The organism is Streptomyces sp. CA-146814 (assembly GCF_050942385.1).
Classification (GTDB): Bacteria; Actinomycetota; Actinomycetes; order Streptomycetales; family Streptomycetaceae; genus Streptomyces.
In genome coordinates this window covers 3,176,037-3,188,124 of record NZ_CP192068.1, presented here as the reverse complement: position 1 = coordinate 3,188,124, position 12,088 = coordinate 3,176,037, and the positions used below count along the sequence as shown (strand labels likewise).

At 70.6% G+C, this 12,088-nt stretch carries 10 protein-coding genes; 8 read left to right on the top strand and 2 right to left on the bottom strand.

The features are described from left to right. The first annotated feature begins 248 nt into the window (after window positions 1-248). From fes to ccsB, 6 genes are all read left to right on the top strand, one after another. Window positions 249-1,724: an enterochelin esterase gene (gene fes / locus ACQP09_RS14060; protein WP_433399131.1), complete on the top strand. Its 1,476-nt coding sequence runs from the start codon at window positions 249-251 to the stop codon at window positions 1,722-1,724. A gap of 108 nt (window positions 1,725-1,832) precedes the next feature. Continuing rightward, the gene (locus ACQP09_RS14055) at window positions 1,833-3,122 is read left to right on the top strand and encodes a hypothetical protein (RefSeq protein ID WP_433399129.1); all 1,290 of its coding nucleotides are present in this window, start codon (window positions 1,833-1,835) and stop codon (window positions 3,120-3,122) included. A 67-nt stretch (window positions 3,123-3,189) separates the two neighbouring features. Further along, window positions 3,190-3,792 carry a TlpA family protein disulfide reductase gene (locus ACQP09_RS14050; protein WP_404069318.1) on the top strand — a complete coding sequence of 201 codons (603 nt, stop codon included), beginning with the start codon at window positions 3,190-3,192 and terminating at the stop codon, window positions 3,790-3,792. 4 nt (window positions 3,793-3,796) lie between these two features. Beyond that, window positions 3,797-4,606, top strand: coding sequence for a cytochrome c biogenesis CcdA family protein (locus ACQP09_RS14045; RefSeq protein WP_433399126.1), 810 nt, complete (start codon window positions 3,797-3,799; stop codon window positions 4,604-4,606). A gap of 4 nt (window positions 4,607-4,610) precedes the next feature. Beyond that, complete coding sequence (locus tag ACQP09_RS14040) at window positions 4,611-6,548, top strand: cytochrome c biogenesis protein ResB (RefSeq protein ID WP_433399123.1); 1,938 nt, start codon at window positions 4,611-4,613, stop codon at window positions 6,546-6,548. Then, the gene (ccsB, locus tag ACQP09_RS14035) at window positions 6,545-7,621 is read left to right on the top strand and encodes a c-type cytochrome biogenesis protein CcsB (RefSeq protein ID WP_433399120.1); all 1,077 of its coding nucleotides are present in this window, start codon (window positions 6,545-6,547) and stop codon (window positions 7,619-7,621) included. The genes ACQP09_RS14040 and ccsB overlap by 4 nt, the downstream gene beginning before the upstream one ends. A 58-nt stretch (window positions 7,622-7,679) precedes the next feature. On the opposite strand, the gene ACQP09_RS14030 is transcribed toward ccsB, so the two are convergent. Both ACQP09_RS14030 and ACQP09_RS14025 read right to left on the bottom strand, forming a co-directional pair. Then, complete coding sequence (locus ACQP09_RS14030) at window positions 7,680-9,017, bottom strand: aldehyde dehydrogenase family protein (RefSeq protein ID WP_433399117.1); 1,338 nt, start codon at window positions 9,015-9,017, stop codon at window positions 7,680-7,682. A 142-nt stretch (window positions 9,018-9,159) separates the two neighbouring features. After that, complete coding sequence (locus tag ACQP09_RS14025) at window positions 9,160-9,525, bottom strand: PLD nuclease N-terminal domain-containing protein (RefSeq protein WP_433406590.1); 366 nt, start codon at window positions 9,523-9,525, stop codon at window positions 9,160-9,162. Between the two features lie 157 nt (window positions 9,526-9,682). Here ACQP09_RS14025 and ACQP09_RS14020 point away from each other — a divergent pair, with 157 nt between their 5' ends. Both ACQP09_RS14020 and mqnP read left to right on the top strand, forming a co-directional pair. Then, a complete protein-coding gene (locus ACQP09_RS14020) occupies window positions 9,683-11,140 on the top strand; it encodes a menaquinone biosynthesis decarboxylase (protein WP_433399114.1) in 1,458 nt (485 codons plus the stop codon). Further along, window positions 11,137-12,057, top strand: a complete 921-nt coding sequence (gene mqnP, locus ACQP09_RS14015) for a menaquinone biosynthesis prenyltransferase MqnP (protein WP_433399111.1) — start codon at window positions 11,137-11,139, stop codon at window positions 12,055-12,057. The genes ACQP09_RS14020 and mqnP overlap by 4 nt, the downstream gene beginning before the upstream one ends. Window positions 12,058-12,088 lie beyond the last annotated feature (31 nt).

The following is a 12,088-nucleotide window of genomic DNA, read 5'->3' as shown; positions in this document are numbered from 1 at the left end:
CGGTCCCGTTCTTCGTGGGCCTCGTGGGCCTCCCGTTCCTCGTGGCCCTCGTGGCCCTCGTGGCCCTCGTGGCCCTCGTGGTCCTCGTGTTCTTCGTGCTTCTTCGTGGAAGGTGGCGATGCGTTAGATTAGGTTAGGCTAAGCTAAGTTTGCTCGCGAAAGTGGTGGAGCGATGACGCGTACGGCCCCGACCCATGCCCCCGACCCGAGACCGGCGCCGCGGTCCGGCCCGGTGAGGCGGCCCGCCGATGAGTGACTGTCCGCCCACGGGCGGCCGTACCGACGCAGGCGGCCTCACGGACCTGGACGCCGCCCCCCGCCCGGTCACCGGCCCCCGGCTGGCCCGGCTCGCCCGGCAGCTTGAAGAGGCCCGGGACGCCGCCGCCCGGGACGCCCTCACCGAGGCCTTCTGGGCCGAGGCCGCCCGCACCGGCACCCCGCTCGTCGAGGAGCTCGACGACGACCCCGGCCACCGGGCCGTCACCTTCCTCTGGCGCGGCCACCGCGCCACCCGCCGGGTCCTCCTGATGGCCCGCGGCATCACCGACCGCGACCGGCTCGCCGACTCGCTGCTGCACCAGCTGCCGGGCACCGACATCTGGTACCTCGGCCACCGGCTGCGCGCCGACCACCGCGGCTCCTACCGGATGGTGGCCGACATCTCCGCCGGACCCGCCCCCACCGATCCGGTGCTGCTGCAACGGCGGCTGCTGGCGCTGCGGGCGCACGGCGGGGCCGATCCGCTGAACCCGGCCCGGATACCGGCCCGTTGGCGTGACGCGCGGGACTCGGTCTTCGCGCTGCCGAAGGCCCCGCCGCAGCCGTGGTCCGGCCGCCGCGCCGACATCCCGCGCGGAACCGTCGAGCGGCACGCCGTCGCGGCCGGGGCGCTCGGCGCCGAGCGGGACGTGTGGGTCTACCTGCCGCCGGACGCCGTCCCGTACCGGCCGGCGCGCGAGCCGGGCGAGCGGGACGGCCACCGGCTGCCGCTGCTGGTGCTCTGCGACGGCGACATGTGGTTCGACCGGCTCGGCCTCCAGGACACGCTGGACGCGCTGATCGCCGACGGGGCCCTCCCGCCGCTCGCCGTCCTCGCCCCGGACGCCGTCGGCACCGCCACGCGGAGGCTGGAGCTGGGCGGACGGGAGAGTTACGTCTCCTTCCTGGCCGACGAGGTGGTGCCCTGGGCGAGCACCCGGTGGCCGCTGACCGCGCGGGCGGACCGGACGGTGGTGGCCGGGCAGGGGCTCGGCGGGATGACCGCGCTGTACGCCGGTCTCACCCGGCCCGAGCGGTTCGGCGCGGTGATCGCGCAGTCGCCGTCGCTGTGGTGGCGGCCGGGCCTCGTGCCCGGGGCCGTGGCGCCGGACGCGGTCGGGACGCCGTGGCTGGCCACGCTCGCCGCCGGACTCCGCGACGGGCCGCCGGACGGGGCGCGCGGGGCCGCCGTCCACTTCGACGTCGGGCTGCACGAAGGCGCGCTGGCCGAACACACCGAGGCCCTCCAGGCGGTGCTCCGCGCCCGCGGCCACCGGGTCACCCGCAACCTCCACAACGGCGGTCATGACTACGCCTGCTGGCGCGGGTTCCTGGCGGACGCGCTGGTGGAGCTCATGGGTACCAGTCTTGACGTGGACGCGGCAGAGTCCCAGGGTGGAACGGGCCCGGCCCGCTGTCCGGCCGCGCGCTCCGCAGCGCTGCCCGGAAGCCCCGCCGGAAGGTAAAGCGTAAAGAAAGTCCCCAATTGCACGGAACCGTCGCGTCGCTCAAGGCCTCTCACTGTCCAGCAGTTTGTATGGCCTTGAGATAAAACGACCGCAGATGGGGACCACATGCGCGACATCAATCGAAGGGGACTGCTCGGCGCGGGGCTCGGCACCACGGCCGCGATCGGACTCGCCGGCTGCGGTTTCTCCAGTTCCTCCGGCTCGGCGGAGGGCGGCGGTGACAAGGGTGACACCGGCGCCGGCGGCAAGGGCGACACCGGCACCGGCACCGGCGGCAACAGCGGAAACGGTTCGCCGAAGGACCAGAAGGACAAGGGCCGGCTGATCGGCGACGGCTCCACCGCCGACACCGGAAAGCAGCCCCACCAGCCCGCCGCACCCGTCCCGCTCGAACCCGGCCAGACGCCGCCGCAGTTCGTGATCTTTTCCTGGGACGGGGCGGGCGAGGTCGGCAACGGCCTCTTCCCGCGCTTTCTGGAACTGGCGAAAGATCACGACGCCGCGATGACCTTCTTCCTCTCCGGGCTGTATCTGCTGCCCGAGTCGAAGAAATCCCTCTACCGTCCTCCGAACAACCCGCGCGGCGCCTCCGACATCGGCTATCTCACCGATGACCACGTCAAGGACACGCTGACGTACGTACGCCAGGCCTGGCTGGACGGCCATGAGATCGGCACGCACTTCAACGGGCATTTCTGCGGCGGTTCCGGATCCGTCGAACGCTGGACGCCCGCGCAATGGCGGAGCGAGATCGATCAGGCTGTGTCCTTCGTCACGGAATGGCGGACCAACACCGGCTGGGAGAACGAGGACCCGCTGCCGTTCGACTACCGAAAGGAGTTGATCGGCGGCCGCACCCCCTGTCTGCTCGGCCAGGACAATCTCCTGCCGACCGCGAGCAAACTCGGCTGGCGCTACGACGCCAGCTCGCCCGGCGGCCGCCAGACGTGGCCCGTCAAGCGCGGCGGCGTCTGGGATCTGCCGCTCCAGGCCATGCCGTTCCCCGGCCACTCCTTCGAGGTCCTCTCGATGGACTACAACATCCTCGCCAATCAGTCGCAGAATTCGACCAAGGGCATGCCCTCGCGGTATCCGGGCTGGCGCAAGCAGGCCACCGGCGCGTATATGAACGGTTTCGAGCGCGCCTACACGACGAATCGCGCGCCCTTCTTCATCGGCAACCACTTCGAGGAGTGGAACGGCGGTATCTATATGGACGCCGTGGAAGAAGTGATCAAGAAGACGGCCGGCAAGAAGGATGTGCGGCTCGTCTCCTTCCGGCAGTTCGTCGACTGGCTCGACGCGCAGGATCCCGCCGTCCTCGCCAAGCTCCGCACCCTGGAGGTCGGACAGTCGCCCGCAGGCGGCTGGAACTCCTTCTTTAAACAGGCTTGACAAGGGGCTTTACGGGCACCGAGGGGGGTGCGGGAGATCGCCGGAACTGCCATGCGAAACTTTTCACATGAGCTTTGGCCGCGCGTCCCGACGCCGCTTCACCCTGCTCGCCGCCACCGCCGTGGCCGGGGCCCTGACGCTGACCGCGTGCGGGGACGGCAACAAGGCCCAGGGTGGCGGCAACACCAACTTCGTCACCGGAAAGGGAGGCATCTCCACCGTCGCGAAGGAGGAGCGCCCGGACGCGCCGAAGCTCCAGGGCGAGAGCCTGGACGGCAAGCCGCTCGACCTCGCCGACTACAAGGGCAAGGTCGTCGTGCTCAACGTCTGGGGCTCCTGGTGCGGCCCCTGCCGGCTGGAGGCGAAGTACTTCGCCAAGGTCTCCGAGGAGACCGCCGACCAGGGCGTGCAGTTCCTCGGCATCAACACCCGGGACGCGCAGCGGGACCCCGCGATCAACTTCGAGAAGGACTACGGGGTCACCTACCCGAGCTTCTTCGACCCGATCGGCAAGCTCATGCTCCGCTTCCCCAAGGGCACCGTGAACCCGAAGGCGATCCCGTCCACCGTGGTGATCGACCGGGACGGGAAGATCGCGGCCCGCACGCTCCAGCCGCTGGACGCCGACCAGCTGCACGAGATGATCGACCCGATCATCGCGGAGAAGTGACCCGGTGATCCCGCTCGCCGCGCACCACGGGCCCGTCCCGCTCGCCTCGTACGACGGCGCGCTCACGCTGGCCTCGTACAACGACACCGTCGTCAGCGGGGCCCTGCTGCTGGCCGTGCCGATCGCCCTGCTGGCCGGGCTCGTCTCCTTCTTCTCGCCGTGCGTCCTGCCGCTCGTCCCCGGCTATCTGAGTTACGTCACCGGGGTCAGCGGCACCGACCTGGCCGAGGCCCGCCGTGGCCGCGTGGTGGCGGGCGCCTCGCTCTTCGTCCTCGGGTTCACCGCCGTGTTCGCCTCCACCGGGGCGCTCTTCGGCTACTTCGGCGACGAGCTCCAGATGCACTCCGAGGTGCTCAACAAGGTCCTCGGCGGACTGATGATCCTCATGGGGATCTTCTTCATGGGGCTCCTGCCGGGCGTGACGCAGCGCGAGTTCCGCCTCCACAGGAAGCCGGTGGCCGGGCTGGCGGGCGCGCCGGTGCTCGGCGCGCTGTTCGGGATCGGCTGGACGCCGTGCATCGGCCCGACGCTCTCCTCGGTGCTGTTCCTCTCCGCCGAGAGCGCCACCGCCGGACGTGGCGCGATACTGACCGTCGCGTACTGTCTCGGACTCGGCGTCCCGTTCATCCTGGCCGCGGTCGCCTTCCGCAAGGCGCTCGGCGCGTTCGGCTGGGTCAAGCGCCACTACGCCTGGGTCATGCGGATCGGCGGCGGCATGATGATCGTGACCGGACTCCTGCTGCTGACGGGCGTGTGGGCGACGCTCATGCAGCAGATGCAGACCTGGTCCAGCGGCTTCGTTGTGGGGATCTGAGTTCATGAGCAAGGCGAACAGCGGCACGGACACCGGCGCTCGTACGGAAGAGACGGCGGCCGGGACCGGGCACGAGGACCCGGCGACCGGGACCGGGCAAGAGGACACGGCGGCCGAGAACGCGTACGAGGACACGGCGGCCGGGCGCGAGCAGCGGCGCGTCGACGACGCGGCCGGCGAGCGGCTCTCCACCGCGCCCCGCGAGGAGCGCCCGGAGACCGAATCCGCCCACGGCACCGGCCTGCCCGCCATGGGCGTGGTCGGCTGGATCCGCTGGTTCTGGCGGCAGCTCACCTCGATGCGGGTCGCGCTGATCCTGCTCTTCCTGCTCTCCCTCGGCGCCATCCCCGGCTCGCTGATCCCGCAGACCAGCGTGGACGACCTGAAGGTCCAGAACTTCAAGGACCAGCACACCACCCTCACGCCGATCTACGAGAAGCTCCAGCTCTTCGACGTCTACAGCTCGGTGTGGTTCTCCGCGATCTACATCCTGCTCTTCGTCTCGCTCATCGGCTGCATCGTGCCGCGCACCGGCCAGTTCGTCGGCCAGCTCCGCAGCCGCCCGCCCGGCGCCCCGAAGCGGCTGACCCGGCTGCCCGCGTACACCACCTGGCGCACCGAGGCCGAGCCCGAGGCGGTCCGCGAGGCGGCCCGCGGCCTGCTCGGCAAGCGGCGGTTCCGCGCGCACACGGTGGGCGACGCGGTCGCCGCCGAGAAGGGCTACCTCCGCGAGGCCGGGAACCTGGTCTTCCACATCGCCCTGATCGTGATGCTGGTGGCCTTCGCCGCCGGCCAGCTCTTCAAGTCCGAGGGCGGCAAGCTGGTGGTGGAGGGCGACGGCTTCGCCAACACGCTCACCCAGTACGACGACTTCAAGTCCGGCTCGCTCTACGACTCCGACACGCTGGCCCCCTTCAGCTTCGTCCTGGACAAGTTCGTCGGTACGTACGAGAAGAGCGGCCCGCAACGCGGCACGCCGCGCACCTTCGAGGCCCGCGTGACGTACGCCGAGGGCGCCGACGGGCCCGACCGCAAGGCCGTCATCCGCGTCAACGAACCGCTCGTCGTGAACGGCACCAAGGTCTACCTCATCGCCCACGGCTACGCCCCGGTCGTCACCGTCCGGGACGGCAAGGGCAAGGTCGTCTCGCGGAGCTCCGTACCGCTGCTGCCGATCGACAACAACATCACCTCCACCGGCGCGATCAAGGTGATGGACGGCTACCGCGACAAGAACGGCGTCAAGACGCAGCTCGGCTTCAAGGCCTTCTTCGTGCCGACCTTCGCGGGCCACGGCAAGGGCCAGATGTTCTCGCAGTTCCCCGGCGCCGAGTTCCCGGTGCTGGCGCTGAGCGCCTACAGCGGCTCCCTCGGCGTGGACTCCGGGCTGCCGCAGAACGTCTACCAGCTCGACACGTCCAAGATGAAGGAGTTCAAGGACGAGAACGGCGAGCTGCTGAAGAAGATGCTGCGCCCCGGCGAGAAGCTGGACCTGGCCGACGGCGAGGGCTCGATCACCTTCGAGGGCATCGAGGAGTGGGCCAGCTTCCAGATCTCGCAGCAGCCGGGCAACGGCCTCGCGCTCGGCGGTGCCATCGCCGCCATCGTCGGACTGGCCGCCTCGCTCTTCATCCAGCGCCGCCGGGTCTGGGTCCGGGCGGTCCGGGGCGCGGACGGGGTGACCGTCGTGGAGATGGCGGGCCTCGGCCGCAGCGAGTCCGCGAAGCTCCCGGAGGAGCTGGGCGACCTCGCGGCCGCCCTGATCACGACGGCGCCGGTCGCGCCGGAGAAACCTGACGCCCCGGAAAAGCCCGAGGTCCCGGAGAGTCCTGACGCGTCGAAGAGTCCTGACGTCCCCGGGCCGTCCGGCGATGCCACGAACGAGGCCGGGAGCCGGCCCGTACACCCTGCTGAAGCACCTGCCGAAGGGGCTGAGAAGTGAATCTCGCCGCCGCAACCAACGAGAGCCTGGCGAACACCAGCAATGTGCTGATCTATTCGTCGATGGCCGTCTACACGCTGGCCTTCTTCGCGCACATCGCGGAGTGGGTCCTCGGCAGCCGCAGCAAGGTCGGCCGCACGGCCGCCGCGCTCTCCGGCTCCGCGGCCGGCGCTTCCGCCCCCGTGGTCGTCACCCAGGCCGGCTCCACCGCCGTACTGGAGCGGCCGAAGGTCGTCACCCGCTCCGCCGCCGGAACCCGTGACGTGCCGGACGGTCCCGGCGCGGCCGGCGGCACGTTCAAGGGCGACCTGTGGGGCCGGATCGCGGTCTCGCTGACCGTGGTGGCCTTCGCCGTGGAGGCGGGCGGTGTCATCACCCGCGCGCTCTCGGTGCAGCGGGCGCCGTGGGCCAACATGTACGAGTTCTCGATCACCTTCTCCACCGTGGCGGTCGGCGCGTACCTGCTGCTGCTCGCACTGAAGAAGAACGTCCGCTGGATCGGCCTGCCGCTGGTCACCACGGTCCTGCTGGACCTCGGCATCGCGACCACGACGCTCTACACCGACAGCGACCAGCTGGTGCCCGCGCTGCACTCGTACTGGCTGTGGATCCACGTCTCGACCGCGATCATCTGCGGCGCCGTCTTCTACCTCGGCGCGGTCGGCACGGTGCTCTACCTCTTCCGCGACAGCTACGAGAACAAGCTCGCCTCCGGTGGTACGCCGGGGAAGTTCGCCACCTCCGTCATGGAGCGGCTGCCCTCCGCGTCGTCGCTGGACAAGTTCGCGTACCGGGTCAACGCGGCGGTCTTCCCGCTCTGGACGTTCACGATCATCGCGGGCGCGATCTGGGCGGGCGACGCCTGGGGCCGGTACTGGGGCTGGGACCCCAAGGAGGTCTGGTCCTTCATCACCTGGGTCGCCTACGCCGCCTACCTGCACGCCCGCGCCACGGCCGGCTGGAAGGGCCGCAAGGCCGCCTACCTGGCGCTGGTCGCCTTCGCCTGCTGGCTGTTCAACTACTACGGCGTGAACATCTTCGTCACCGGCCTGCACTCCTACGCCGGGGTCTGAGACCGCGTGACGACGAGGGCGCCCCGGGTCTCCACCCGGGGCGCCCTTCGTCGTCACGTCAGCTCAGCGGCGTGTCCAGGACCGCCTTGCGGTGGCTGAACGTCTCCAGCGAGTAGCGGCCGTGGTAGCTGCCCATGCCGCTCTCGCCGACCCCGCCGAAGGGCAGGTCCGAGACGGTCAGATGGGCCAGCGGAAGCCCGATGCCGACGCCGCCCGACGAGGTCTCGGCCAGCAGCCGGTCCCGTACGGCGGGGGAGTCGGTGAACGCGTACAGCGCGAGCGGCTTGTCCCGGTCGTTGATGAAGGCGATCGCCTCGTCCAGGCCGTCCACCGTCACCAGCGGCAGGATCGGGCCGAAGATCTCCTCGCCCATCACCGGCGCGTCCGGCGCGACATCGGCCAGCACGGTCGGCGCGATGTACTTGGTGCCCCGGTCGTGGGCGCCGCCGGTCACCGTACGGCCGGAGTCCAGCAGCCCCGTCAGCCGGTCGAAGTGACGCTCGTTCACGATCCGCCCGTACTCCGGGTGCTCGGCCGGGTCCGCCCCGAACAGCCCCTCCACGGCGGCCGCCAGCGCCTGTGCGAGCGCCGGGGCGGTCTCCGGGTCGGTCAGCACGTAGTCCGGGGCCACGCAGGTCTGCCCGGCGTTGAGGAACTTGCCCGAGGCGAGCCGTCCCGCTACGGCCTTGAGGTCCGTACCCCGGTCGACGAAGACCGGCGACTTGCCGCCGAGCTCCAGGGTGACCGGGGTGAGGTGTTTCGCGGCGGCCGCCATGACGATCCGGCCGACCGTGCCGTTGCCGGTGTAGAAGATGTGGTCGAAGTGCTGCTCCAGCAGGGCCGTGGTCTCCTCCACCGCGCCTTCGACGACGCCGACCGCCTCCGTGTCCAGGTACTGCGGCAGCAGCCGCGCCACGGCGGCGGAGGTGGCGGGCGCCAGCTCGCTGGGCTTGACGACCACGCAGTTCCCGGAGGCCAGCGCGCCCACGACCGGGGCGAGCAGCAGCTGCACCGGGTAGTTCCAGGGCGCGATGACCAGGACGACCCCGAGCGGGTCCAGCACGGTGTGCGCGGTGGCCCCGGTGGGCGCGAGATGCGGCGGTACGGGGGCGGGCTCGGGCCGCAGCCAGTCGGCGAGGTGCTCCAGGGTGTGGTCGATCTCCCGGACCGTGAAGTCGATCTCGGTCCGGTACGCCTCCTTGCGGCTCTTGCCGAGGTCGGCGCGGAGGGCGTCCGCGAGGTCGTCGCCGTGCTCGGTGAGCAGGGCGCGCAGCCGCTCCAGCCGGCCGGTGCGCCAGGAGAGGTCCTTGGTGCGGCCGGTACGGAAGGTGGCGCGGAGGCGGGCGACGAGGTCGGCGGGGGACTCGGTGGAGGTCGCGGTGGGGGTCGCGGACATGTGGGGCTCCTCAAGAGGGTCACGCGTGCCCGTCAAAGAGAGGCGCGCGCTGCGTTACCCCTTCGAGGATGGCCGAAGCCACCCGCCTGACGCGCCCACCGCGCCGGTCGGAAAGATCACCCCTGCCGGGAGGAATAGCCCGTCAGGACGTGGGCGGGGTCTTGTCGTCGGGGCTCGTGCCGCCCTCGCGGCGTCCGCGCTCCTTCTCCTCGGCGGCCGCGCGCTCGGCCTCCTTGTCGTCCTTGAGGGACTTCAGGAAGTCGGGGTTGTCGTCCGGGGCCACCCACTGCTGCCGCCTGCCGCCCGGCTGCCAGGAGGAGAGCCCGGCGCCTCCGGCCGAGGAGTGACGCACCTTGCCCGCGAAGAGCCAGCCGATCGAACCGACCACCCAGAACAGCAGGATGATGAAGACCCAGGCGATCTTGGGCAGATGCTTGGTGTCCTCCTCCGAGGTGTTCAGGCAGTCGATGAAGGCGTAGATCATCAGCGCCAGCGGCAGGATGAACATCAGGGCTCTCATGGCGCGTCCCCCAGTGGAGCGGGCGGCGGGGCTCGGTGTTCCCCGGTGTCGCCGCCAGGGTACCGGCTGGCCGCCGGGAATCCCGGGCCCGGAGCCGGGGGAGCCCCGGCGGGGGCGCGCGGGCGGGGATGACAAACTGGACCGCATGGCTTACGACGATCTCCGCTCCCTGCTCCGGGCTCTTGAACGCGATGGTGATCTCAAGCGCGTCAAGGCCGAGGTCGATCCTCACCTGGAGGTCGGCGAGATCGTCGACCGGGTGAACAAGGCGGGCGGCCCCGCCCTCCTCTTCGAGAACGTCAAGGGCTCCTCGATGCCCCTGGCCATGAACGTCTTCGGCACCGACCGGCGCCTGCTCAAGGCGCTCGGGCTGACGTCGTACAGCGACATCAGCGACAAGATCGGCGGCCTGCTCAAGCCGGAGCTGCCGCAGGGCTTCGTCGGCGTACGGGAGGCCTTCGGCAAGCTCGGCTCGATGGTCCACGTACCGCCGAAGAAGGTGAAGTCGGACGACGCGCCGGTGCAGGAAGTCGTCCTGAAGGGCGACGAGGTCGACCTGGAGCAGCTGCCCGCGCTCTTCACCTGGCCCGGCGACGGCGGCTCCTTCTTCAACCTGGGCCTCACCCACACCAAGCACCCCGAGACCGGCGTCCGGAACCTGGGGCTTTACCGGCTCCAGCGCCACGACAAGCGCACCATCGGGATGCACTGGCAGATCCACAAGGACTCCGCCAACCACTACCAGGTCGCCGCCCGGCGCGGTGAGCGGCTGCCCGTCGCCATCGCCTTCGGCGCCCCGCCCGCCGTGACGTACGCCTCCACCGCGCCGCTGCCCGGCGACATCGACGAGTACCTCTTCGCCGGGTTCGTCCAGGGCAAGCGGATCGAGATGGTCGACTGCAAGACCGTGCCGCTCCAGGTCCCGGCGCAGGCCGAGGTCGTCATCGAGGGCTGGCTGGAGCCGGGCGAGATGCTGCCGGAGGGCCCGTTCGGGGACCACACCGGCTTCTACACGCCGCAGGAACCGTTCCCCGCACTGACCATCGACTGCGTGACCATGCGCAAGCGGCCGCTGCTCCAGTCCATCGTGGTCGGTCGGCCGCCGACCGAGGACGGGCCGCTGGGCCGGGCCACGGAGCGGTTCTTCCTGCCGCTGCTGAAGATCATCGTGCCGGACATCGTGGACTACCACCTCCCCGAGGCGGGCGGCTTCCACAACTGCGCGATCGTCTCGATCGACAAGAAGTACCCGAAGCACGCGCAGAAGGTGATGAGCGCGATCTGGGGCGCGCACATGATGTCGCTGACCAAGCTGATCGTGGTCGTCGACTCCGACTGCGACGTCCACGATCTGCACGAGGTCGCCTGGCGGGCGCTCGGCAACACCGACTACGCCCGGGACCTCACCGTCACCGAGGGCCCGGTCGACCACCTGGACCACGCCTCGTACCAGCAGTTCTGGGGCGGCAAGGCCGGTATCGACGCCACCCGGAAGCTGCCCACCGAGGGCTACACCCGGGACGGCGGCTGGCCGGAGATGGTCGAGTCCGACCCGGAGACGGCGGCGAAGGTCGACCGCCGCTGGAAGGAGTACGGGCTGTGAGCGGCGCGGCAGAGGCGGCGGCCGTCCCCGGCTCGGCGCCCTCGGGCAGCCGGGTGAAGTCCTTCCTGCGGCTGGTGATGATCGAGCACTCGGTCTTCGCGCTGCCCTTCGCGTACATCGCCGCGCTGACCGCGATGTTCCAGCTGGACGGGACGATCCACTGGGGCGTCCTGCTGCTCGTGACGCTCGCGATGGTGGGGCTGCGGACGTTCGCCATGGCCGCCAACCGGATCATCGACCGGGAGATCGACGCCCGTAACCCGCGCACCGCGGGCCGGGAGCTGGTCACCGGCGCGGTGTCGGTGAGGTCGGCGTGGACCGGGGCGCTCGTCGCGCTCGCCGTCTTCCTGGGCGCCGCCGCGCTGCTCAACCCGCTCTGCCTGATGCTGGCGCCGCTGGCCGTCGTGCCGATGGTGGTCTATCCGTACGGCAAGCGGTTCACGAACTTCCCGCACGCCATCCTGGGGCTCGCGCAGGCCATCGGGCCGATCGGCGCCTGGCTCGCGGTGACCGGCAGCTGGTCGTGGGACGCGGTGATCCTGGGGCTGGCCGTCGGCATCTGGATCGGCGGCTTCGACCTGATCTTCGCCTGCCAGGACGTCCAGGCGGACCGGGCCCACGGGGTGCTCTCCTTCCCGGCGCGCTTCGGCATCCCGGCGGCGCTCTGGGGCGCGCGGGTCTGTCATGCGGTGACCACCGGGCTGCTGGTCTGGTTCGGCCTGGCGACGGACGCCGAGGTCTTCTACTGGATCGGCATGGTGATCGTCGCGGTGGCGTTCGTCTACGAGCACCGCGTGGTGCGGCCGCACGACCTGTCCCGGCTGAACCGCGCCTTCTTCTCCGTCAACGGCTTCATCGGCATGGCGCTCTTCGCCTGCGCGCTGCTCGACCTGCTGGTGCGCGGCCTGACCCCGTAAGGCTCCGGCGGTCTTTACGGCCGTAAGAACC